We start from the raw sequence: 24,421 nt of genomic DNA on the forward strand, positions 1-24,421 counted from the left end.
CTGCTTACACATCTAAGCACACAGGAGAATTTGATGCTAAGACGCACAAAAATAGTCGCTACACTTGGGCCTGCAACAGATCGAGATAACAATCTAGAAAAAATTATTCGCGCTGGCGCTAATGTAGTACGTTTAAACTTCTCACATGGTGTTGCACAAGATCATAAAGACCGTGCACAAGCTGTACGCGAGATAGCCACAAAATTAGGTAAACATGTTGCTATCCTTGCAGACCTTCAAGGTCCTAAAATTCGTGTTTCAACGTTTAAAGAAGGTAAAGTAAACCTTGAAGTAGGCGCTAAATTCACCCTAGATGCAAAAATGGAAAAAGGTGAAGGCGACGTAAACGCGGTAGGTATTGATTACAAAGAATTACCACAAGATGTAAGCCCTGGCGATTTATTACTATTAAACGATGGCCTTATTCAACTAACCGTTGAGCAAGTAGAAGGTCACTTAGTGCACTGCTCGGTTACCGTAGGTGGTGTATTATCAAATAATAAAGGCATTAACCGTTTAGGCGGTGGTTTAACAGCCCCTGCGTTTACAGAAAAAGACAAAGAAGATTTAATCACTGCCGCTGAAATAGATGTTGATTACATTGCAGTATCATTCCCACGCAGTGGCGATGATATGCGTTATGTACGCTCTTTAGCAGAAGCTGCTGGCTCTAAAGCACAACTACTTGCAAAAATTGAACGTGCCGAAGCCGTAGAAACACAAGAAGCCGTAGATGACATTGTTTTAGCATCAGACGCTGTAATGGTTGCTCGTGGCGATTTAGGTGTTGAAATTGGTGATGCTGCGCTAATGGGTAAACAAAAACTCATTATTCGTCGCGCTCGTTCATTAAACCGTACTGTTGTAACCGCAACACAAATGATGGAATCGATGATCGATAACCCAATGCCAACACGCGCAGAAGTTATGGATGTGGCAAATGCAGTACTTGATGGTACTGATGCAGTTATGCTTTCAGCAGAAACCGCTGCCGGTGATTACCCTGAAGAAACAGTCGCTACAATGGCACGTGTTTGTTTAGGTGCAGAATCGCAAAAAGAAACCCATGTATCTAAGCACCGTTTAGACAGCCGTTTTTCTAACAATGCAGAATCTATCGCACTTTCAGCTATGTACGCTGCTAATCACTTAGATTCGGTTAAAGCCATTGTTACCTTAACTGAGTCAGGTAGCACCGCTAAACTTATGTCGCGTATCAGCTCTGGTTTACCTATTTACTCGCTTTCACGCCATGCAAGCACGCTAGGCCAAACAGCGCTTTATCGTGGTGTTTACCCTGTGTTTTTTGATTCTACAAAAACTGAAAAAGACGGAATGGTTAAAGCCGCACTTGATACCCTTGTAGCACAAGGTTCATTACACTCTGGCGATACAGTAATTATTACTCACGGTGACTCAATGGAAACTGTGGGCGCAACGAACACAATGAAAATTGTAACTGTTGCGTAATTTCTGCCTTATATAAAAAATGCGAGCTAAGCTCGCATTTTTTATGCCTGTAAAATACCAAACTAGCTGGCTAGCGCTGCTTTTACTTTATCGCGGTAGCTTCGGCTTACTTTAAGCTCTTGTCCGTTTTCAAGCACTAATAAATACTCACCGCTTACTTGTGTAACCAGCTTGCTTATTTGTTTTGTATTTACAATTGCACTGCGGTGAACGCGCACAAACAAATGTGGGTCGAGCTCTTGCTCAAGCTCTTTCATTGTTTTGCGCAAAATATGTGTTTGCCCATCTTGGCAATGTAAACACATATAATCGCCGGCGGCATCAACCCACTGAATTGTCGCAACCGGGACACGAATAATTTCACCCTGCTCTTTTACCGCCAGTGATTCTGGGTAACGTTTGTCGGTTAGGGTATCGCCTGTGGCTAATTTTTTAAGTATTTCTTCACAGTTATTACCTGTAATACCGGCAACAAAACTCGCTAGTTTTTTCTTATGGGCGTTGTCTTGCTGTGTTTTTAAGTAACTATGCACTTTTTCTACCGCCTGTTTTAGTCTGTTATCGTCAACGGGTTTTAAAATGTAATCCAAAGCATGTATTTCAAATGCCTTTACTGCAAATTGATCAAATGCAGTAACAAACACAATCGCGGGTAACGCTTTAGTGCTTTCGCTTAAGGCACGGGCAACTTCAAAGCCATTCATTCCTGGCATTTGTATATCTAAAAAAACTAAGTCTATTGGGTGCTCTTTACATGCTTCTATTGCATCAGAGCCTGAACTACACAGTTTAATTACTTCTATATCAGTATATTCTTCAAGTCTTACTGCTAAGCCCTTTCTTGCTAATGGTTCATCATCAACAATGATGGTTTTAATTTTAGTCATTTCTTCACAGCCTTCTCAAACGGTACTCGCAGATTAACTTTCAATCCACTTGGCGTATTATGTGATAATACAAACGAATAATTATTTTCATAGAGCGTTTTTAATCTGTCTTTGGTATTTGCCACCCCTACCCCTTGTGCATTTACAAGTTGTCCGTCTATTAGTTCGGTACCGGGGCCATTATCACCTACTTCAAGTAGTAGCTCGTTGGCAAAAACCTGTGCTTTTATGTCTATCACACCGCCTTGTGACATATGCGCAATGGCGTATTTAATTGCGTTCTCAATTATCGGTTGCAAAATTAAGCTTGGCACAAGTGCCTCTTTTGCTTGCTCGCTTACATCTACATTTACTTTTAAGCGCTCATCAAATCTAACCCGCTCTATTTCTAAATACAGCATTAATGCGTGTAACTCTTGCTCTAAAGGCACTTTTTTAATGGGATCGGTATTTAGTGTATAACGCAAAAAGTCGCTTAACCTTGCCACCATTAAGTTAGCATCTTTGTTTTCTTTTACCAAAACTAATGTAGAAATAGCATTAAGCGTATTAAATAAAAAATGCGGGTTAAGTTGATATCTGAGCATTTTTAATTGCGCTTCATGAGCCATTGTAGTTGCTTTAAGCGCTTTTTGTCGCTCACTTTGTAATAGCTGGTAATACTTTATGCCAAAGTATAAGCCACTCCAACATAAAATTATGTAAACAGAGTCTAAGCCATGCTGTAAATAGTAAAACCAATCTTCTGGGCGATAACCATGGCGGTATATTTCCCATAAATTAAATTTTTGTACAATTGCCCACAATGTACCTGTAATGTACGAGGCACCAAATACAACCACCATTAATATCCAAGGCGAAGCATTCCAGGTTTTTCTATAAATATAACGAAGTGGGACTGTCATTAAACAGCCCGCATAGGCATTTAATAATATAACGAACACGTAAATATCACGCATTTCAAATACTTTAGAGCCGATATAATTTACAAGCGCATAACCAATCCAGCCTGCAATTTGCAATAGCCAAAAAAAGCGTTGCCTGTTATCAACTAAAGATTGCCAATTCAAAATAAAATACAACTCCGTATAAGTTAGCCAATAAGTTAAAATTACGTTAGCTAATTTAACCACTGGTTTGGTTATTATATCGATTAATACAAAGTGTTAGCAGTACCAACTGTCTTAATTTTTAAGAGCCTTACCGCAAAGTTAAGCCAATAAAAAAGCGAAAGGCTTTAACCTTTCGCTTTTAAAATGCCGATTCAATCAGCTCGTATGGGCAAAGCCACCTTATAAACTAGGCAAGTTTATCAGAGGCTACTTTATAAGTTGGGTCTTCAATTACGTTCACCTCAACTAAGTCACGCGCTTTGTGTAATAGCTGCTTACAGTCTTTACTTAAATGACGTAAGTGAAGCTGTTTACCTGCTTTAGTGTACTTATCAGCTAAGCTGTCGATGGCTTCTATGGCACTGTGATCCGCAACACGGCTGTGTTCAAATTCGATAATTACATCTTTAGGGTCGTTTTTAACATCGAATAACTCAGAAAAGTTTTTAACTGAGCCAAAAAATAACGGGCCGTGAAGCTCGTAAACTTTAGCACCTTGCTCATCAATGTAATTAGTTGTGTAGATATGTTTTGCATGATTCCAAGCAAATACCAAGGCAGAAACAATAACACCAACACACACGGCAATCGCTAAATCGGTTACTACGGTTACGCCAGATACCAATACAATTACAAAGGCATCAGACAGTGGTACACGCTTCATCATTTTAAAGCTTGCCCATTCAAACGTACCAAGTACAACCATAAACATAACACCTACAAGCGCAGCCAGTGGGATCATTTCAATTAAACTTGAAGCAAATATAATAAATGCAAGCAGCATTAGTGCAGCACTTATACCCGACAAGCGCGAGCGTCCGCCCGAATTAATGTTGATCATTGATTGCCCAATCATGGCACAGCCACCCATTGCGCCAAAAAAGCCACAGGTTACATTAGCAGCACCTTGGCCAATACACTCTTTATTTGAGTGACCACGGGTTTCGGTAATTTCATCAATCAAGCTAAGCGTTAATAACGACTCAATTAAACCAATAGCCGCTAAAATTAATGCATACGGAAAAATTATATAAAAAGTTTCCAGGGTAAATGGAACCATAGGAATGTGAAATTCAGGTAAGCCGCCAGCAATGGTAGCCGCTTCATTACCTGTCATCCCTTTTAGGAAATCAAGTACAGTGCGCGAGTCTAAATCAAGGCCTATTACTAACGCGGTTACCGTTACAATAGCCACTAAAGAAGAAGGCACTGCAGTGGTGAGCTTAGGTAAAAAGTGAATGATAGCCATGGTTAATGCAACTAAACCTAACATGATGTAAAGCGGGTTGCCCGTCATCCATTGCTGGCCACCTGAGCCATCTGGCACTTTAAACTGCCCAAGTTGCGCTAGAAATATTACTATTGCTAATCCATTTACAAAGCCGAGCATAACTGGGTGAGGGACCATGCGAATAAACTTACCGAGCTTAAATATCCCCGCGAGTATTTGCAGTATTCCCATCAGCAACACCGTGGCAAATAAATACTCAACACCGTGATCAAGTACCAAACTTACCATTACAACAGCTAATGCACCGGTTGCGCCCGAAATCATACCAGGGCGGCCACCAAAAATAGCCGTAATTAAACCAACGATAAACGCGGCGTAGAGACCAACTAAAGGTTCGACATTTGCTACAAAAGCAAACGCAACAGCTTCTGGAACTAAAGCAAGTGCTACAGTTAAGCCAGATAAAATATCGTTTTTAGCAGAGCTAGGCGCTTTGCTGAGTAAGTTAAACATTGAGTTCCTCAGGGGGTTATTAGGTTAGGATCGAAAAAGCGCTAAATGTTACCAAATTAGCGCTCATTTAACAATTCGCACACACCGTTATTAGCTTTCTTAGTATAGCTTAACTTTGTGTCGTTTATTTTATAGAGGAAGAGATGTACTGCGTTTTACACATGTCATGGTTACGTTAGAGTGTACCTCTTGAACGTATTCTAAGCTGAGTAAATTGTCACGTACAAAGTGCTCATAGCCTTCTATACCTTGTGAGATTATACGCAGCATAAAGTCCATGGTGCCGGCCATTGTGTAACATTCTGTCACTTCGTCATAGCTCATAATAAGCTTTTCAAATTCAGCTAAGTTTTTCTTGCCATGATTTGATAAGCGCACATGTGCGTATACAAGCATGTCAAAACCAAGCTTTTTCTCATCTAAAAGCGCAACTTTACTTTTGATATAGCCATCTTGTTCAAGCTTTGCAATGCGTCGCCAACAAGGTGATTGAGATAAGCCTACTTTGTCTGCAATTTCAGCAGTTGAAAGACTTGCGTCCTGTTGTAAAAGTGCCAAAATTTGGCGATCTACGTGATTTAGAGACATTTTATTTCTTATTTATCTAATAAACTGGTTAAATTATACAGCCAATTTAAAATTCCGTCTGCAATAATTTTGCATTTTCATGGATTTTAATTAACCAAATTGGCCACTTACAAATGGATTAGTGCGTTTTTCGTGGCCTACAGTGGTATCTTCACCATGGCCAGCTAAAATACGCGTGTTCTCATCAAGCGTTAAAATATGGCTTCTAATAGACTCAATGAGCTGCTTTGTATTGCCTTTAGGGAAATCTGTACGCCCTACAGCACCTTTAAAAATAACATCGCCAACAATAACGCATTGCTGATCAGGCTCATAAAACACAATATGACCCGGTGTGTGCCCAGGGCAATGCTTAACACTAAAGCTAAGTTTACCAAGCGTTAATACATCATTATGGTTAAGCCAAATATCAGGGTAAAAAGCATCAATAGCTGAAAAACCAAACATTTGTGCTTGCATAGGCAGGTTATCAAACCAAAATGACTCATCTTTTTGCGGGCCAATGATTTGCACATTGTAGTGTGAGCGTAATTCATCTGCCGCACCTACGTGGTCTAAATGCCCGTGTGTAAGCCAAATAGCGCTCAGTACTAATTTGTGCTCACTAAGCGTGGCTATAATTTTTTGCGCATCACCACCTGGGTCTATCACCACCGCTTGCCTTGTTTCTGAACAGCTAATTATTCTGCAATTTTGAGAAAAAGCAGTCACGGGTATCGTAATAACGTGCATATTAAATTTCTTTATCTTTTTGATCGGGAATAACGGCTATTTGCTCATACGACATTAAAATTGGGTATTTCAAATACGCTTCGTCATAAAATGGCGTGTGTGAATATAACCAGTGCAAACGTGCATTGGCATCTTGCGCAAATGCTTTATCTTGAAGTTTTTTATCAAACTCGAGAGCAAGTTTTGGGTTGTCTTTAAGCATTTTCCTTGCGTAAGGGATTAACGCGTAGTTTTCCATGTACTCTGTTCGTTGAAAAATTGTATTAAACTCACCCCACGCAAAAAATGAATCAGGGGCTTCTGGGTGTAATAAATGAACCGCTAACTCCCCTGCTTTTTGCTGCGTATTTACTTGATACCATCCGTCTAAATCTACATTTATTGCTGGTACATAATCAAAACTTGCAGAGACTCTAAAGCGGCCTTCAAATGGGGCTTTATCAAACGAGTAATCAAGTACTTTGGCAAGCTTTAAAGGTTGCGTATTCGCGCCTTTAAGTTTGTTTACTGACACCCCATGTAACTTAAGCTTTTCTATTATATCGCTATACACAGGCGGAACAAAAAACGCTTCAGGCACATCAACAACTCGCTCAACCTCTTTCTGCCAATAAATCGGTAAATCAGTATAGGTATAGGCTTTACCTAAATATTTAACCTCAGTTTGCCCCGAAAGCGCACTTACACTTGATGTGTATTCTACCCCTTTAAACTCACTGATTGTGTGTGCTTGTTTAGCATAACCTCGTTTAACAATTAGTTTCTCAGGTACAAATTCTTGCTCTTTTTTAACGGCGTTCGCAAGCTCATGACTGTACTGAGAAAGCGCGTTTATTGCCCCATCTAAAAATACATAGGTGCCCAATACGCGTTGTTGATAAGGTTTTAAAGAATGATTTTCGACTAAAATTGTTGGTAATGATTTTAAATCCCCCCACCCGTTTGAATAACGCGGTGTAGCCACCCAACCTGCAAGGCCTTTTTTAAAGTCGCGTTTATCTATAACAAATACCAATGGCCCAGGTATATGCCCTTGCTTTTGTAATGTTTCGTCAATAACCGGCTTTATATACTGATCTAATGCATCAGATATAGCAGGCGATTCGCTTGCAAATACAGGGTTATAACCATAGGTCACATCGTACTGATAATCGGCGCCATCGGTAACATGCACATCAATGTATAAGTTTGGGTTGTAATCATTAATAACCTTTAAAACACTTCTCACCTCTGGTGTATCTAACTTAGTGAAATCGCGATTAAGGTTTAGATTATTTGCATTGGTTCTAAAGCCCATTTTTTCAGGGCCGCGCTGATTTATGCGATTAAATGCGCTGCTGCGTTCATGCCCATCTACGTTTAAAATAGGAATAAAAAGTATGTTTACCTTTTTTAAAATATCACGGCGCTTACCGGTTGCAATATCGCGCAGCAACATAAACATGGCGTCTTTACCATCTATCTCACCTGCATGAATACCGGCTTGGATAAAAACGGTTGGCTTAGTGCTGTTGGCCATTTGCCCAGCTTCAAAAAAACCTTGCTCACTGGCAACCAACATTTTAATAGCGCGATTACTATTACTGTAGCCTATTATTTGAGACTGAAACTGCGTGGGATTTGCCGCTACAAGCCTATCTACAAACGCCATAGTATCGGCATAGTTTGGCGAGGCTTTGCCCTGTGATAACTCAAAATCAGTGGTTAACGGGCCTTGCTGTTGTAATAACGAAACGCTATCACCTTGCCAAGGAATAAGAGGCGGTAAATGACTGTTATCTGCCACAATTGCAGATAGAAATAACAGGCTTGCAAACATAGTTTTCTCTAACAAACGCTTTAATAAAATAAATTATACCAAGTAAACATAGCGATATTATAAAAGTGCGGTGATTCAACAAAAAAGAAAGCCCGTTTATACCCTTGCACTTAATAAAGTGTTTATTAAAGTAGTTAATTTTAAGGTTGGGGAAAAGTGTCAATAGCTTGCTAAAAAATTCGTTGTTTATACCAATCCGCTTAATTAAGTGATCTATTTTGAGAATGAATAAATGTGTTAATAGCTAGGGAAAACTTCGCTATTTAGTTGTTCTAAACGAGAGTTTTATAACGCAGATAGCGACATATTTAGCCTAAAATTAATAAAGTATTATTGCGGGGGGTATTATTAGGCGAGTCTTGAATTACAGGCACAAAAAAAGGAGCCTAGGGCTCCTCTTTATTACTTATTTAAAAAAGCTTAAGCTGCCGCTAGGCCTTCTTTTGCTTTTTCAACAAGCGCTGCAAATGCAACTTGGTCGTAAACAGCGATATCTGCAAGGATCTTACGATCGATTTCTACAGAAGTCTTTTTAAGACCATTGATAAAACGGCTGTAAGACAGACCATTTTGACGTGAAGCTGCATTGATACGTGCAATCCATAATTGACGGAAAGTACGTTTCTTAGCACGACGGTCACGGTAAGCGTATTGACCTGCTTTAGTAACTGCCTGGAAAGCTACGCGGTAAACACGTGAACGTGCTCCGTAGTAACCTTTAGCTTGCTTTAAAACTTTTTTGTGACGTGCACGTGCGACAACGCCGCGTTTAACTCTTGCCATTTCTAAAAACCCCTATTAAGCGAATGGTAACATACGTGAAACTAGACCATGGTCATTTTTATGAACCATCATCTTAGGACGTAGGTGTAACTTACGCTTAGAAGTTTTCTTAGTCAGAATGTGACGAAGATGCGCTTGTTTACGCTTGAAACCGCCAGAAGCAGTTTTCTTGAAACGCTTAGCAGCGCCTCTGTGACTTTTTAGCTTATAAGCCATTGCAATAACTCCAAATGTATTGCTTAAAAATTAGTAAGCAGGCGTGAGATATATTTCTATAGCTCCACTTTTAGGCCTAACTTACTGCCATATTCCGGTGAAAACCCAGCAAAAATGCCGCAATTTTACTTTAAAACCGGTTAGCACAGGTGAATATTTGCATATTACTTGGGTACCTGAGCTAAATTCGGTGCGTATTATCGCTTAAAAATTATTTTTTAGCAACAGGCGCCATCATCATAACCATTTGGCGGCCTTCAACACGATTTGGGAAAGACTCAACTACTGCAAGTTCTTCTAAATCAGCCTTAACACGGTTTAATAATTCGATACCAATTTCTTGGTGAGCCATTTCGCGGCCACGGAAGCGGATAGTAATCTTAGCTTTATCGCCAGCTTCTAAGAACTTACGTAAGTTGCGCAGCTTAACCTGATAGTCACCTTCATCCGTGCCAGGACGGAATTTGATTTCTTTAATCTGGATTTGCTTTTGCTTCTTCTTCTGCTCTTTTAGTTCTTTGCTTTTTTCAAAGATGAACTTACCGTAGTCCATAACCTTACAAACAGGCGGCTCAGCGTTTGGGCTAATCTCTACAAGATCAACACCCGCTGCATCAGCCATAGCTTGTGCGTCTTTTAATGACTGAATTCCAGCTTGTTCGCCTTCGATGTCGATTAAACGAACTTCTTGAGCTGTAATTTCTTCGTTAATACGATTTTTTTGAGCTGTTTGTTGCCCTTTCTTGCCGCCTCTAATGGTACGTTCCTCCAAGAATATCAATAATATAAGCGCGTAGTTGGCTGTTTGTGATTGCCCTACACGCTCGATTTTTACTGTCGATTTTTAATTTCTTCGCTAATTTTAGCTACAAAATCATCAACATTAAATTTGCCTAGGTCTTCACCTGTGCGGGTACGTACTGCTAGTTCCTGTTGTTCAACTTCTTTATCGCCAACAACGAGTAAGTAAGGAATACGCTTAAGTGTATGTTCTCGGATTTTAAAGCCAATCTTCTCATTTCTCAAGTCAGCTGCGGCTCTAATTCCAAGTTTATTTAATTTTTGTACAATTTCGTGCACGTAATCTGCTTGTTTATCGGTAATGTTCATAATTACCACTTGCTTTGGAGCAAGCCACGTAGGGAATAAACCAGCGTATTCTTCAGTTAAAATACCGATAAAGCGCTCAATTGAGCCTAAAATAGCACGGTGTATCATAACTGGAGTGCGTCGTTCGTTGTTTTCTGCTACATAAGTAGCGCCTAAACGACCCGGTAATGCAAAGTCGAGTTGCACTGTACCACATTGCCACGCTCTGTCTAAACAATCGTACAAAGTAAATTCAATTTTAGGTCCGTAAAAGGCACCTTCACCTGGTAGGTAATCAAATTCAATGTCGTTTGCTTTAAGTGCATCGGCTAATGCAACCTCTGCTTTGTCCCAAATTTCATCGTCGCCGATGCGCTTTTCAGGACGCGTAGAAAGCTTAACTACAATTTTGTCAAAACCGAACGTCTCATATGTATCATAAACCATCTTAATACACGCTGAAACTTCGTCCATTACTTGCTCTTCTGTACAGAACACGTGAGCATCATCTTGTGTAAAGCCACGTACACGCATTAAGCCGTGTAAAGCGCCTGATGGTTCGTTACGGTGACAACAACCAAACTCAGCCATACGCAGTGGTAAATCACGGTACGATTTTAAACCTTGGTTAAAAATTTGCACGTGACCTGGGCAGTTCATTGGTTTTATAGCGTATTCGCGTTTTTCAGACTCTGTGGTAAACATGGCGTCTGAGTATTTTTCCCAGTGACCTGATTTTTCCCACAAAGAGCGGTCCATCATCATTGGACCTTTAACTTCTTCGTAGCTGTACTCACGCAGTTTTTCACGAACAAATTCTTCAAGCTCGCGGTAAATGCTCCAACCATCGTTGTGCCAAAATACCATACCTGGCGCTTCTTCTTGCCAGTGCCATAAATCAAGCGCTTTACCAATACGGCGGTGATCGCGTTTTTCAGCCTCTTCTAAGCGTTTAAGGTACGCTTTAAGTTGCTTTTTATCGCCCCACGCTGTGCCGTAAATACGCTGTAGCATTTTGTTTTCAGAGTCGCCACGCCAGTAAGCGCCAGCTACTTTCATTATTTTGAAGTTTTGGCAAAATTTCATGTTAGGTACGTGCGGACCACGACACATGTCTACGTATTCTTCGTGGTGGTATAGTCCTGGGCGATCATCTTTTGCGATGTTTTCGTCCAAAATTTCCATTTTGTATGTTTCGCCACGCGCTTCAAACGTATCGCGTGCTTCTTGCCAGCTTACATTTTTTTTCACTACGTCGTAGTTTGTTTTTGCAAGTTGCAACATACGCTTTTCAATGGCGTCTAAGTCTTCTTGAGACAAAGAGTGTTCCATATCAATATCGTAGTAAAAACCGTTATCAATAGTTGGACCAATAGCCATTTTAGCGTCTGGGAAAAGCTGCTTAACTGCGTGACCGATTAAGTGAGCACACGAGTGGCGAATAATCTCTAGGCCGTCGTCATCTTTTGCGGTGATGATTTCAAGGCGCGAATCTTCGTTGATCATATCGCACGCATCAACACGCTCGCCATTAACACGACCAGCAATGGTTGCTTTAGCAAGACCAGGGCCAATATCGTTAGCTACATCAAGAGTACTTACAGGGTTTTCAAAACTACGCTGACTGCCGTCAGGAAGAGTAATAACTGGCATTATAAATCCTTACATACAGTGGTGACACCTACAATGTATCACGTGTATTTTAAAATAAATTAAATGAGAATGACTCGACAACGCTTTTACGAATAAGCATTGACTATTTTTCGCCATAAATGACTAATGTAGATGCTGAGTCTGCTCAACTACAAAAAAGATATTGTCGCGTGATAGAGTATCAATTACAAGTTTAAAGCGCGCTCATTACTTGAAATTTTACCTAAAATTGTCATTTTTTTGTTTTTCGTTCGCTAATTTAAATTAAGCATGTGACAACTTGAGTTTATTGATTATGAAAATGCACCTGCGTCGCCTTGCTCTCGCAATTTATTAGATGTTGGGTATAATACCAAGCAATTAAGTTATATTAGAGAACAGCAATGAGAACATGTGGTGTAGAAATTACCGGTAGTGATGTACTACTTTGTATTTTAAGTAAAGATAACGACGTATTTGATATTCGCGATGTGCGCCAAACACGCTTTACCTTAGGTAACGGTAACGACACTGAAATAATGCGTAAATTTCAATTTGATTTTGCAAAACTAATGCAAGATTACCAAATTGATTCTGTTGCCATTCGTGAGCGCCAACCTAAAGGTAAATTTGCAGGCAGTGCAAAGGGCTTTAAAATGGAAACAGCGATTCAATTAATTGAAGAGTTAGACGTTCGCGTGTTCTCAACGACCGAAATTAAAGAACAGCTTAAACGCAACCCTATACCTATTGCGTTTGAAGACACAGGCCTTAAAAAGTACCAAGAAAACGCTTTTGTTAATGCCTATGTATACATTATGAAAAAAACCTACCGCAGTGACGAGCTATAAGTCACAAAGCGATTAAAACAAACTATAAAAACGCCATTTAGTGGCGTTTTTTTATGCCTTTATAAAAGTTAGTTTTTATTGCCCATCTGTAAAACGTTTCATTTAACTTTTCTTTATGCTTAGTACATTAGTCTAACCACCCTTTCTTTGTCGACAATTTGTGTTTATTTTAACTACAACCTATAACAATTCGTTTAACTATTTTTTATTTTGCTACACAGCTATTCGTGGCTAAGCAAATAAAAACTGACTTATCAGCACGAATTGATATAAGTAACTGACGCACACTAATACGGAGAAGCACATGCACACACCATCGCGCTCGGTAAAAGAAGTAGAACAAATAAACACATTGCCGCTTACAAAAAGCTATTTTAAAGGGGCGCAAAGCACGCCGCTCACGGATAAAACAGTTGGCGAGTACTTTGACTTTATTGTCGACAAACACCCTGATTCGCTCGCTGTCGTTGTTAGCCATCAAAATGTACGTTTAACGTATAAAGCATTTCAAAATGAAGTTAATCAACTCGCTATGGGGCTACTAGCAATAGGCGTTAAACCAGGAGATAGAGTAGGAATATGGTCACCTAATAACATTGAGTGGTGTTTAACCCAATTTGCGAGCGCCAAAATAGGTGCCATTATGGTCTGCATTAACCCTGCCTACAGGCCAAACGAGTTAGCCTATGCTTTAAACTCAGTAGAATGCAGCACGTTAATTACCGCGTCACATTTTAAAGGCAGCAATTATATAGATATGCTTAACAGCTTGGCGCCTGAACTTACCCAATGTGAACCCGGTGAGCTAAATGCACATGCCCTACCTAGCCTTAAAAATGTAATACGCATTGGCAATGAAAAAAGCCCTGGTATGTTTACGTTTGCTGATGTGATGAATTTTGCCACCCCAGCCCACAAGCTTGAATTAAATGCGATTGCAGCAAATTTAAACGCGGATCAAGACATAAATATACAGTTTACCTCTGGCACCACGGGCAACCCTAAAGGCGCTACACTCACCCATAAAAACATACTAAATAATGCGTTATTTGTTGCAGAGGCTATGCATTTTACAGCGCAAGATAAGCTGTGCATACCTGTGCCTCTGTATCATTGTTTTGCGATGGTGCTTGGCAGCCTGTTATGTGTAAGTAAAGGCGCCGCAGCTATATACCCAAGCGATGCGTTTGATGCAAAAACCACACTTGATGTTGTGCAGCAAGAGGGCTGTACCGCGCTGCATGGTGTGCCTACTATGTTTATTAGCCAACTAGAGCTGCCTAATTTTACCAATTATAACCTCAGCACTTTACGCACTGGTGTAATGGCGGGCTCAACGTGCCCTGAGCAAGTCATGCGTAAAGTACAAACACAAATGAACATGCATCAAGTATTAATTGCGTACGGGCAAACTGAGTGCAGCCCAATCAACAATATAACCGAAACCGACTCATCAATAGAGCGCCAAGTAACAACCGTTGGCCGTGCCCTTGCTCACACTGAAGTTAAAATTATTGACGAACTGGGTAACATTCAAAAAATAGGTGTACCTGGTGAGGTATGTAGTAAGGGCGCCGGTATAATGCGCTGCTATTGGAATGACGAAGAAAAAACAAAAGCCACTATAGATGACGAAGGCTGGTTACACTCTGGTGATTTAGGGGTAATGGACAGCGAAGGGTTTGTGAGTATTGTTGGCCGCATTAAAGACATGATCATTCGAGGTGGCGAAAACATTTACCCACGCGAAATTGAAGAGGTTCTTTACACTTACCCAGGTATTCAAGATGCCGCTATATTTGGTATTAGTGATGAGAAGTACGGCGAAGAAGTGTGTGCGTGGATCCAGCCAAAAGAAGATGCAGTACTTGATGAGCAAGCAATACGTGCATTTTTAAAAGACAAACTCGCCTATTTTAAAATGCCCCGTTATATTCGCTTTGTAGAGAGTTACCCAATGACAGTAACAGGCAAACTGCAAAAGTTTAAAATGAGAGAGCAAATGCAGCAATTACTTACTGATAAGGCCTTTTCTTAGCCGCAAATATTAACTACAAAAAAGCTCAGCAATTGCTGAGCTTTTAGCGATAAATAATTTATTTATTCTGCGGGGCGGTATTGCTGCTGAACACCTGTTAAAAACAAACGCAAAATTTGGTCATTACACACACGGTAATGTTTGTTTTCTACTTTGCGAGAAAACGCACTCAGCTCATGCTTACTTAATTCAAAGTCAACCTGTGCAAGTGTTGCTATAACATCTTCTGCTTTCATGTTTAGCGCAATACGCAGTTTCATAAAAATAATATTATTGGTTAACTTAGCCTCTGGCACAGGCTGTGGGCCTTCACGCTTGCCACGCTTAGTATTAATAAAGCCATTTAAAAACGTAGCAAACTCAGTGTCTGACATTTTAACAAACCCTTGCTCGCCCTCTTTTGTTAACCATGCAACAACTTGCTCAATGGTAACTGTTGCCTCTGCGGCGGCAAAAATACCGACCATGGCAGTATCGGTTAAATTAAAGGTATAGCGAACACGGCGTAACATATCGTTATTTGTCAAAGTAATTTCCTGAGTAGAGAGCGAGGCTAAATTAGAGCGCCCACGTTAAATGAGCGCGCAGTTTAGCAGCTTAAGACACGCTGCCCTATTGATATTTACGCTATAAAAAGTTGTTAATTACCCAACACTTTTGCAGGGTCGACTCGCGTTGCTTGCCACGCGGGGTAAATAGTAGCAAGTACAGCTAAAATAAAGGTAACTATCACTGTTATACCTATATCACTGAGTACTAATTTACTGGGTAAAAACTCAATAAAATAAACGCCTTCGAGTGGGTTAGCACCGAATAAATGACTCACCCATGTAAACAGCTCACTTATATTAAGCGCAAGTACAACCCCGACTAATGTACCAAGTAGTACCCCAACAAAAGCTTGCGTTAAACCTTGCATGACAAATGTAGCTAAAATAGTACTGTCTTTAGCGCCCATGGTTTTTAAAATAGCTATGTTGCCTTGCTTTTCGCGTACTTCCATTACCAAGGATGACACAATATTAAAACTGGCTACCGCTATAATTAAAAATACCACTATATAAACAATGGTGCGTACCATTTGTATATCTTGATACAAGCTACCTTGCGTTCTAAACCAACTAGACACATACACATAATCACTAATAGTTTGACCAACTCGCAGTGCAATTTGATGCGCCTCAAATACGTCATCAACACTTAACCTAAGCCCAGTTACTTGGCTATTATCGTAACCTAAAACGCTTTGTGCTTTATTTAAATGAATAAACGCAGCGGTGCTATCTATTGGGCCACCCATTTCTATAATGCCCGCAAGTGTTAACGTTACGCGTTTAGGGGCTAATAATGACTTACCTTGCTCACTAATTTTAGGAATGAGTAAAGTAATAGTGTCGCCTATATTAGCGCCTAACTGCTTAACAATTTGCTGGCCTAAAATTACATCATCCGTGCGCAGCTGACTAACCAGTGTACCTTGGGTAAATTGGTTTATGGCCGATACATTTCCTTCATAGCTTGGTTCAACGCCGCGTACTTCTACCGCTTTTAGCTGGCTTTTAAATTGCGCCATACCATTTACCGCTATAAACGGCGCAGCACCAGTAACATGTGGCTGGTGCTCTAACCGTTCAACTTTTTCAGCCCAATTGGCAATTGGCCTGCTTGGTGCTACGTATTCAACTTGCGGTACCACACTTAATAAACGATGCACAAGTTGCTGCTCAAAGCCATTAATAACCGAAAGCGCAACAATTAACACCGCCACCCCTAATAAAATACCAACAGTAGAGGCTTTGGCAATAAAGCTTACAAATGCGTTTTTTTCGTCTTTATGGCCAGAATACGCTCTAAAACGTTCACTTAAAAATAAACTAAGCAACATGGTGCGGCTCTTTTATGGCAAGTTTCCCATCATCTAAATACGCGATTTTGCCTAGTTTGTCTGCAAGCTCTAAGTCGTGAGTAACCACCACAAAACTAGTATTTAAACTTTTATTTAGCTCATTAATTAAATCGTAAATTTTAATCGCGTTTTGCTTATCAAGGTTACCGGTAGGTTCGTCGGCTAACACTAATGCGGGTTTAGTCACCAGCGCTCGAGCAATAGCAACACGCTGGCGCTCTCCCCCAGAGAGTGCCGAAGGTTTATGCTCACTGCGATGCGCTAGGCCTACTTTATCTAGCATTTGCAAGGCTTGCTCTTTTGCCTCTTTTGCGTTGAGCCCTTTAATTAGCAGCGGCATAGCCACGTTTTCAACCGCACTAAATTCCATTAATAAATGGTGAAACTGATAAATAAAGCCCAAGTTTTTATTTCTAAACGCCGCTTGATCTGTTCGCGATAATTTAGCAACGTCTTGATTTTTTATTTTAGCGCTACCCGATGTAGCCGTATCAAGGGTTCCTAAAATATGTAATAAGGTACTTTTCCCTGAGCCTGAGCTGCCCACTATAGCCAGCATATCACCTTGGTTAAGTGATAGGTCTACCCCTTTTAATACTTCTACTTGGTTTTGGCCATCTTGATAAACTTTACTTAAGTTTTGACAGCTAATAACTAAATCATTCATAACGCAATACCTCTGCTGGTTTTACTTTTGCGGCTTTGCGCGCAGGATATAAAGTGGCTAAAAAGCTCATTGCAATACTGCTAAGCGCAATAATAACGAGGCTTAGCACATCAAATTTTACCGGAAGCTCTACACCTGCTAGTAGGTTTAGCCCTACAGCAGCGAGTAGTTCATTAATATATAAGCTAAACAATACACCTAAAAGTGCCCCTATCGCGGTGCCAATCACCCCGTTATACAAGCCTTGCACCATAAACACTTTTTGTACTTGTGAAGGCGTTAAACCTAAGGTTTGTAATATCGCCACTTCGCCTTGTTTTTCACTCACCATCATAGTCAGTGCCGAAACAATATTAAATACAGCCACTAATACAATCAGCCCTAACAGCATAGACATAATACGTTTTTCCATGGCAACCGCGGCAAATAAAGTACCTTGGCTACTGCGCCAGTCACTTACTTGATAATCGCGTAAAATGTGCTGGCTATCCGTTGTAAATTGCGCTAATTCAAAGGGTTCATGTAACGACACGCTTAAGTTAGGCGCGGTATTTTTGTTAAGCTTTAATACCCGCTGTAAAGATGCGCCGCTGGTAAATGCAAGGCTCATATCTATCTCTGAGCCGGTTTCGTATATTGCGGCTATTTTAAATAAACGCTGACTAGGTACGCGCCCAAGTGGCGTGTAAGTAGAGGCGTTAGGCATAATTACGCGCAGTTTTTCTCCCATACCTACGCCAAGTTTTCGGCTTAAGTAACGGCTAATAGCTATGTTGTAGCTATTATTTAAAACGTTTTGCCAATTGCCCTGCACAACTTTATCGGTAATTTTATATAGCGAGCCATTATCGCCATACAAGCCTTGCAGTAATACGCCGTGTAAGTCTTTATTGGTTTGCAAAATGGCTTCGCCGTGACGGTAAAGGCTTACGTGATCTACATAATCTGAGCGCTCTAAGTCGGCCTTTAACGCTGTCATTTGTTCGCTGGTGTGTTTATTGGCTTGTACTTCTACGTGAGGAATGAGCCCTAACATATTTGTTTTTAAACTGTTTTCAAAGCCATTCATTACACTGCTTACAGTGAACAAGGCCATTAGCCCTATGGCTATTCCGGCAATAGAAAAAAACGAGATAAACGATATAAACGCATTTCCTTTGGAGGAGCGGCTATATCTGAGCCCTATAAATAAGCTAACCGGTTGAAACATATTATTTAAAACATTTATGCTAAAAGTGTGCGGCTATAGTAGCACGAACTAAGATGAATTGAATATGACCATAAATGTAAGAAATAATTTATAAATCTTATACTTGGCTATATTTTAAGCGCGCTTTATTCAAGCCCAGCCACTAAATAATCAAGTAATACTCTTACGTTAGTGGCAACAAACTGACGCGGTGGGTAAATTCCCCACACGCCTTCTTGATCTGGCTGATAAGAAGTTAATACTGGCACAAGCTCGCCCGTTCGTAGCTCATTTTCAATGTAATAATTTGGCAGCTGCACTATTCCTAAGCCTTTTTTTGCACCATCAACTAATGCCCAACCACTATTACAGCGCAAGCGCCCCGCAATTTTAATGTGTTTTTCGCGGCCGTTTTCGTTTACTCGCCAGTAACTGCTGTTACCAATTAAACATTGATGTTGGTTTAGCTCGCCTAGGGTATGAGGCTCACCTACTCGGGATAAATAATCTGGGGAGGCACACATTATAAAGCGCCTAGCACTTAAACGCCGTGCTCTGTGGCTTGAATCTTTTAAATGCCCTAACCGAATGGCTAAATCAAACCCGCCTTCGAGTAAATTTTCTTGCTCGTTAGAAAGCGTAGCAATTACTTCGACTTCAGGATGAGCGTGCATGAAATTGTGCACAATGGGCATAATAAAAGTTTCACCATACATAACTGGTGCTGTTAATTTAATTTTACCTTTAGGCGTTGTTTGCTGCGTTGCTAAACTTTGCGTGGCATCGTCCATAGCGTGTTGTAGTTGCTTAGTTTGATGCAAAAAGGCTTCGCCTTCTTTGGTTAATACCACTTTGCGGGTTGTACGGGTGAGTAACTGGGTATTTAAACGCTGCTCCAGCGCCGTAACATGGCGACTTATATGGGCAACCGACAACCCCAGTACATTAGCCGCTGCTGTAAAACTACCCTCTTCACCCACTGCTATAAATTCGTCTATGCCATCCCAACGCGCCATTATTACTATACTGTAAAAGTGTTTTAATAAATCAGAGATTATCATTATTTGAGAAACAAATACAATAGAGCCATCACCCAAACAAATTGGGTCTACAATTGTTATTTAAAACCACTACAAAGGATAAACACATGTCTGAATTTATAAAATCAAAAGCAGCTATTGCGTGGGGTCCAAACCAACCGTTAAGCGTTGAAGAAGTTGATGTGATGATGCCTAAAAAAGGCGAAGTAATGGTAAAAATTACCGCTACTGGTGTTTGTCACACTGATGCATTTACTTTATCAGGTGAAGATCCTGAAGGTATTTTCCCAGCAATTTTAGGCCACGAAGGTGCAGGCGTTGTGTATGCAGTGGGCGAAGGCGTAACCAGTGTTGAAGTAGGCGATCACGTAATTCCACTTTACACCGCTGAATGTGGCGTATGTAAAATGTGTACTTCAGGCAAAACTAACCTGTGTTCAGCAGTGCGCGAAACACAAGGTAAAGGCCTAATGCCAGATGGCACTACACGCTTTTTTAAAGACGGCCAACCAATTTATCACTACATGGGTACGTCTACTTTTTCTGAGTACACAGTACTTCCAGAAATTTCACTCGCAAAAGTAAACAAAGAAGCATCGCTTGAAGAAATTTGTTTATTAGGCTGTGGCGTAACCACAGGTATGGGCGCAGTAACAAACACTGCAAACGTAAAACCAGGCGATACCGTGGCTATTTTTGGCTTAGGTGGCATTGGTTTATCGGCCATTATTGGTGCAAAAATGGCAGGCGCGGGTCGCATTATTGGTGTTGATATTAATACCAGCAAATTTGACCTTGCAACAAAACTTGGCGCAACAGATTTAGTAAACCCTAAAGACTTCGACAAGCCAATTCAAGAAGTGATTGTTGATATGACCGATGGCGGTGTTGATTACTCGTTTGAGTGTATTGGTAACGTTGATGTAATGCGCTCAGCACTTGAGTGTTGTCATAAAGGTTGGGGTGAGTCGGTAATTATTGGTGTAGCCGGTGCTGGCCAAGAAATTTCAACCCGTCCTTTCCAACTAGTAACTGGCCGTGTATGGCGCGGTAGCGCATTTGGTGGCGTTAAAGGCCGTTCACAGTTACCTGAAATTGTTGAGCGTTACATGGCAGGCGAATTTGCTCTTAACGACTTTATTACGCATACCATGAGCCTTGAAGAAATTAACGATGCGTTTGATTTAATGCACGAAGGTAAAAGTATTCGTACAGTAATTCACTACTAATACGCTATTGGTAACCTATGTATTAAAAAGCCGTAATACTCAATTGTTTGCGGCTTTTAAGGATTTTTATGTTAGAAAATATCTCAAGTACAAAAGTAGCAGGTGGTTGGCACAAACAATATACCCACACTGCAACAAGTACCCATTGCACAATGCGTTTTGCGGTATTTTTACCACCTGGCGCAAGCGAAACAAATAAAGTGCCAGTACTATATTGGCTATCGGGTTTAACCTGTACAGACGAAAACTTTATGCAAAAAGCCGGCGCATTTAAAAAAGCGGCTGAGCTGGGTATTGCAATTGTAGCGCCTGATACAAGCCCACGTGGTGATAATGTCCCTGATGACGACAACTACGACTTTGGACAAGGCGCAGGCTTTTACGTAAACGCAACACAAGCACCGTTCAATACACATTTTAATATGTATGACTATGTAGTTGATGAACTACCTATGCTTATTGAGCAACACTTCCCAGTAACCAGTACTAAAGCAATTAGCGGTCACTCAATGGGCGGGCACGGCGCTTTAATGGTGGCACTTAAAAACCCTAAAGCGTTTGTTAGCGCTTCGGCCTTTAGCCCTATTGTTAATCCAATTGACTGCCCATGGGGCGTGAAAGCATTTACGGGTTATTTAGGCACTGACAAAGCGCTTTGGGCTCAATACGATTCGTGCGAATTGATGAAAAAAGCGCAGCAGGCTGATTTTCTTCCTATGCTTGTTACACAGGGCGATGCCGATGGGTTTTTAGAGGAGCAACTTAAGCCACAAAATTTAGCGGCTGTTGCTAAAAATAAAGGCTATCCGCTTAGCATTGAAATGCAAGCAGGCTACGATCATAGTTACTTTTTTATAAGCAGCTTTATTGACCAACACTTATCATTTCATAGTCAGTTTTTAACTGCGTAACCTCATTAGTGTGTAGATCAGATTTCTCTACTTCTACACACTCTTTCAATACTTTACTAACTTGCCTGCAAACTTGTACCGTATTGTTATTGCCCTCACCTTTTACAAATTTAACTATAGCCATATCAACTTGAGCACCAAGCTTAGTAAAGCTAAAACCCTCTTCGTCTTTTACGACAGGCCCTGCGTTTACTGGGCCAGGTTGAGAACGTGCTGCCCCATCTAAAATAATACCCGCAGCAGTGCATCCAATTAATAGATTTGAAAATAGAATAATTAATAAAATACGCATTATTAACCCTTGCAATAAAATTACCTAAATTATATACAATTTTATAAATAGCATTGTAAAAATATGTAAGCGCTAGTGCTTAAATTCACTTATAAACTCTTTAATAAAACCCACCAGCTGCAAGATAAAAATAACCAAAAAGGGAAGCGCACCAATAATGGCAACACTTCTATTGAGTGGCTCATTATTTTGAACAAGTAATATAAAAGCACATAAGCCTAAAGCAAATGACCAACCATATAAATTTACGGTGTTATTAGTATGCGCATTTTTATTGGAAGAACTTAACTCCTTTATTATTAGTATTGCTGAGTCTGCCGATGTAGCTACAAAAATGAGCAAAAGCAGCAAGCTTGACCAAATTAAAATACTTCCTTGCCACCCTAGTTGTTCAAAAAATACAAATAACCCTTGGGTGTAATCGGCTTTAATAGCCGCTAAAATACCTGCATTATGCGTTTGATCCCACGATATAGCCGACCCCGAAAAAACACTAAACCATATTATGGTTACTAAGGTAGGCACAAACACTACACCTATAATGTATTGCCACACAGGTCTACCTTGGCTTATTTTAGCTAAAAACACACCCACGAATGGCCCCCATGCTAGCCACCAAAAATAGTAATTATAAGTCCAACCATTAGCCCATTCAGGGTTTTTAAGTACGCTTTCTAATTGCCAAGTACCAGTAGTAATGAGCTGAATGTAATCCCAAGTCCCCCCTATCGCTATATCAATAATTGGTTTTATTGGCACATAAAACATTAACCATATAATCATGCCAAAAGCTAAGAGCACATTAAACTTACTCAGCGCTTGCACCCCCTTTTTCAGGCCTAGCTTTGCAGAAACCGTATACAAAACCACAATTAAACTAATTATAATTAAACCCGAAAGCAATACTGACTCAATGCCAAGCTTTAATTCCAACCCTTTACGAAGCAATAATGTTGAGTTTGCAATAGTCCCCACGACGCCAAAAAATATTGCGAATATGGCTATAAGTTTAATACTAAAGCTCAACTTAAATTGCCAACTGCTATTTATAACCCCTTTGGTTACATTAAGAACGGGCGCGGCTATATCGCCAGCCTCACCACTTTTAGTACTAAGCCCTCCTAAAACTAAGCCAAACACCGCATATAGCGCCCATGCATGTGCTCCCCAATTTACAAGTGTAAGCGCCAAGCCACTCGTTTGAGTGTTTTCATATAAACTTTGTTTTAGTACAGGATTAACTGAGTGAAGTGCAGGTTCTGCTACACCCCAAAAAATGAGCCCCGATCCCATTCCTGCCGCAAAAAGCATAGACAGCCAACCAAACAAGCCAAATTCAACACGGGCAGCGTCCCCGCCTACTTTTCGCCTACCAAGCGGGCTTATGGCAATAACAATGACGGCAAGTAGTAAAAAATTGACTAACAAAAAAAACGGCGCCCCTAAAAAACTTAAAGCGTTATTTATAAGCGGTTGCAAATGATTAGTGAGTAATTGAGGCGCCAAAAATGCAATAGCACAAAGAGTAAGGCAAAGTAATAACGCTGTTTTTTCAAGCTTGGTTGTATGTAAAGGCAAGTGAAATACTGTTTATTTATGTTTAATAATAAAATAATACGCACTTTGCATAATTAATTAAACGCATAGGCAGGGTTTATCTGTAAAAGCGTAAATTAACTATGTAAATGTTACCAATTAATTAATGAATGCATCTCACATTTAGATTTAACACATTGAATTTATATAATAAAATAAGCTGGCCTATAGGTTGCTATTAGTTTACACCCTTAACCAATAGAGACCATTATGGAAATTGATTTACAGTGGAACGAAATCATCGATAATTTAGTACACCTTGGCATTGCCTACATACTCGCACTGCCTATGGCTTACGACAGGGAGCGAAGCCACCATGGCGCAGGGTTAAGGACTTTTCCACTTGTGGCAGTTGCCTCATGCGGCTATGCGGTAATTGCTATGTCAGTGCTAGAAGGTGCAGAAGCGCAATCTAAAATGCTACAAGGGATTATTACCGGCATAGGCTTTATTGGCGGTGGTGCAATTTTAAAAAATAATAAATCTACATCGGGTACCGCAACAGCAGCAAGCATATGGAATATGGGTTTAATTGGTATAGCGGTTGCCTACAGCCGTTACGAAATTGCAATTTTACTAGCTATCATTAATTTTATAACACTGAGGTACATTAAAAAGTTTAAGTAATGC

The 24,421-nt window shown here is 40.3% G+C and carries 23 protein-coding genes; 6 read left to right on the top strand and 17 right to left on the bottom strand.

The window, feature by feature from the left end:
- Positions 1–33 precede the first annotated feature (33 nt).
- The gene (gene pyk / locus PSH48_RS08465) at positions 34–1,470 is read left to right on the top strand and encodes a pyruvate kinase (RefSeq protein ID WP_004587847.1); all 1,437 of its coding nucleotides are present in this window, start codon (positions 34–36) and stop codon (positions 1,468–1,470) included.
- A gap of 62 nt (positions 1,471–1,532) precedes the next feature.
- Here the strand turns inward: pyk and PSH48_RS08470 are convergent, their stop codons facing one another.
- The 10 genes from PSH48_RS08470 to thrS form a co-directional block, all read right to left on the bottom strand.
- Entirely contained in the window at positions 1,533–2,357 is an 825-nt protein-coding gene (locus PSH48_RS08470; RefSeq protein WP_024034076.1) for a LytR/AlgR family response regulator transcription factor, read from the bottom strand.
- The gene (locus tag PSH48_RS08475) at positions 2,354–3,427 is read right to left on the bottom strand and encodes a sensor histidine kinase (protein WP_024034075.1); all 1,074 of its coding nucleotides are present in this window, start codon (positions 3,425–3,427) and stop codon (positions 2,354–2,356) included. Before PSH48_RS08475 ends, PSH48_RS08470 begins: the two co-directional genes overlap by 4 nt.
- Positions 3,428–3,656: 229 nt before the next feature.
- On the bottom strand, positions 3,657–5,213 hold the full coding sequence (locus PSH48_RS08480) for a SulP family inorganic anion transporter (RefSeq protein WP_273611341.1): 1,557 nt from the start codon (positions 5,211–5,213) through the stop codon (positions 3,657–3,659).
- Positions 5,214–5,342: 129 nt separating this feature from the next.
- Positions 5,343–5,801 carry an Lrp/AsnC family transcriptional regulator gene (locus PSH48_RS08485; protein ID WP_002960703.1) on the bottom strand — a complete coding sequence of 153 codons (459 nt, stop codon included), beginning with the start codon at positions 5,799–5,801 and terminating at the stop codon, positions 5,343–5,345.
- A 90-nt stretch (positions 5,802–5,891) separates the two neighbouring features.
- Entirely contained in the window at positions 5,892–6,533 is a 642-nt protein-coding gene (locus PSH48_RS08490) for an MBL fold metallo-hydrolase (RefSeq protein WP_273611342.1), read from the bottom strand.
- A gap of 1 nt (position 6,534) precedes the next feature.
- Positions 6,535–8,352: a M14 family metallopeptidase gene (locus PSH48_RS08495; RefSeq protein WP_273611343.1), complete on the bottom strand. Its 1,818-nt coding sequence runs from the start codon at positions 8,350–8,352 to the stop codon at positions 6,535–6,537.
- A 420-nt stretch (positions 8,353–8,772) separates the two neighbouring features.
- A complete protein-coding gene (gene rplT, locus PSH48_RS08500; protein ID WP_004587841.1) occupies positions 8,773–9,135 on the bottom strand; it encodes a 50S ribosomal protein L20 in 363 nt (120 codons plus the stop codon).
- A 15-nt stretch (positions 9,136–9,150) separates the two neighbouring features.
- The gene (gene rpmI, locus PSH48_RS08505; RefSeq protein ID WP_004587840.1) at positions 9,151–9,351 is read right to left on the bottom strand and encodes a 50S ribosomal protein L35; all 201 of its coding nucleotides are present in this window, start codon (positions 9,349–9,351) and stop codon (positions 9,151–9,153) included.
- Between the two features lie 211 nt (positions 9,352–9,562).
- The gene (gene infC / locus PSH48_RS08510; protein WP_024034072.1) at positions 9,563–10,123 is read right to left on the bottom strand and encodes a translation initiation factor IF-3; all 561 of its coding nucleotides are present in this window, start codon (positions 10,121–10,123) and stop codon (positions 9,563–9,565) included.
- Positions 10,124–10,182: 59 nt separating this feature from the next.
- Positions 10,183–12,093 (bottom strand): threonine--tRNA ligase, encoded by a 1,911-nt coding sequence (thrS, locus tag PSH48_RS08515; protein ID WP_273611344.1) that lies wholly within the window; start codon positions 12,091–12,093, stop codon positions 10,183–10,185.
- 383 nt (positions 12,094–12,476) lie between these two features.
- Here thrS and PSH48_RS08520 point away from each other — a divergent pair, with 383 nt between their 5' ends.
- Together PSH48_RS08520 and PSH48_RS08525 are read left to right on the top strand one after the other, a co-directional pair.
- Positions 12,477–12,923 (top strand): DUF3010 family protein, encoded by a 447-nt coding sequence (locus PSH48_RS08520; RefSeq protein WP_004587837.1) that lies wholly within the window; start codon positions 12,477–12,479, stop codon positions 12,921–12,923.
- A gap of 304 nt (positions 12,924–13,227) precedes the next feature.
- A complete protein-coding gene (locus tag PSH48_RS08525; RefSeq protein WP_273611345.1) occupies positions 13,228–14,961 on the top strand; it encodes an AMP-binding protein in 1,734 nt (577 codons plus the stop codon).
- A gap of 62 nt (positions 14,962–15,023) precedes the next feature.
- Here PSH48_RS08525 and PSH48_RS08530 read toward each other — a convergent pair whose 3' ends face one another.
- The 5 genes from PSH48_RS08530 to PSH48_RS08550 form a co-directional block, all read right to left on the bottom strand.
- Positions 15,024–15,488: a DUF1456 family protein gene (locus PSH48_RS08530; RefSeq protein ID WP_273611346.1), complete on the bottom strand. Its 465-nt coding sequence runs from the start codon at positions 15,486–15,488 to the stop codon at positions 15,024–15,026.
- A gap of 113 nt (positions 15,489–15,601) precedes the next feature.
- A complete protein-coding gene (locus tag PSH48_RS08535) occupies positions 15,602–16,846 on the bottom strand; it encodes a lipoprotein-releasing ABC transporter permease subunit (protein WP_273611347.1) in 1,245 nt (414 codons plus the stop codon).
- On the bottom strand, positions 16,836–17,534 hold the full coding sequence (gene lolD / locus PSH48_RS08540; protein ID WP_273611348.1) for a lipoprotein-releasing ABC transporter ATP-binding protein LolD: 699 nt from the start codon (positions 17,532–17,534) through the stop codon (positions 16,836–16,838). The genes PSH48_RS08535 and lolD overlap by 11 nt, the downstream gene beginning before the upstream one ends.
- Positions 17,527–18,744: a lipoprotein-releasing ABC transporter permease subunit gene (locus PSH48_RS08545; RefSeq protein WP_138685132.1), complete on the bottom strand. Its 1,218-nt coding sequence runs from the start codon at positions 18,742–18,744 to the stop codon at positions 17,527–17,529. Before PSH48_RS08545 ends, lolD begins: the two co-directional genes overlap by 8 nt.
- Positions 18,745–18,869: 125 nt before the next feature.
- On the bottom strand, positions 18,870–19,739 hold the full coding sequence (locus PSH48_RS08550; protein ID WP_273611409.1) for a LysR family transcriptional regulator: 870 nt from the start codon (positions 19,737–19,739) through the stop codon (positions 18,870–18,872).
- Positions 19,740–19,870: 131 nt separating this feature from the next.
- On the opposite strand from PSH48_RS08550, the gene PSH48_RS08555 reads away from it, so the two are divergent.
- Both PSH48_RS08555 and fghA read left to right on the top strand, forming a co-directional pair.
- Complete coding sequence (locus PSH48_RS08555) at positions 19,871–20,992, top strand: S-(hydroxymethyl)glutathione dehydrogenase/class III alcohol dehydrogenase (protein WP_004587830.1); 1,122 nt, start codon at positions 19,871–19,873, stop codon at positions 20,990–20,992.
- A gap of 68 nt (positions 20,993–21,060) precedes the next feature.
- Positions 21,061–21,903: an S-formylglutathione hydrolase gene (gene fghA, locus PSH48_RS08560; protein WP_273611349.1), complete on the top strand. Its 843-nt coding sequence runs from the start codon at positions 21,061–21,063 to the stop codon at positions 21,901–21,903.
- Here fghA and PSH48_RS08565 read toward each other — a convergent pair.
- On the bottom strand, positions 21,857–22,195 hold the full coding sequence (locus tag PSH48_RS08565) for a hypothetical protein (RefSeq protein ID WP_138612715.1): 339 nt from the start codon (positions 22,193–22,195) through the stop codon (positions 21,857–21,859). The genes fghA and PSH48_RS08565 overlap by 47 nt on opposite strands.
- A gap of 72 nt (positions 22,196–22,267) precedes the next feature.
- Positions 22,268–23,773, bottom strand: coding sequence for a BCCT family transporter (locus tag PSH48_RS08570; protein WP_273611350.1), 1,506 nt, complete (start codon positions 23,771–23,773; stop codon positions 22,268–22,270).
- A 228-nt stretch (positions 23,774–24,001) separates the two neighbouring features.
- Between PSH48_RS08570 and PSH48_RS08575 the strand changes: the two genes are divergently transcribed.
- On the top strand, positions 24,002–24,418 hold the full coding sequence (locus tag PSH48_RS08575; RefSeq protein WP_004587826.1) for an MgtC/SapB family protein: 417 nt from the start codon (positions 24,002–24,004) through the stop codon (positions 24,416–24,418).
- Positions 24,419–24,421: the final 3 nt, after the last annotated feature.

The organism is Pseudoalteromonas sp. Angola-4 (assembly GCF_028599265.1).
GTDB lineage: Bacteria > Pseudomonadota > Gammaproteobacteria > Enterobacterales > Alteromonadaceae > Pseudoalteromonas > Pseudoalteromonas atlantica.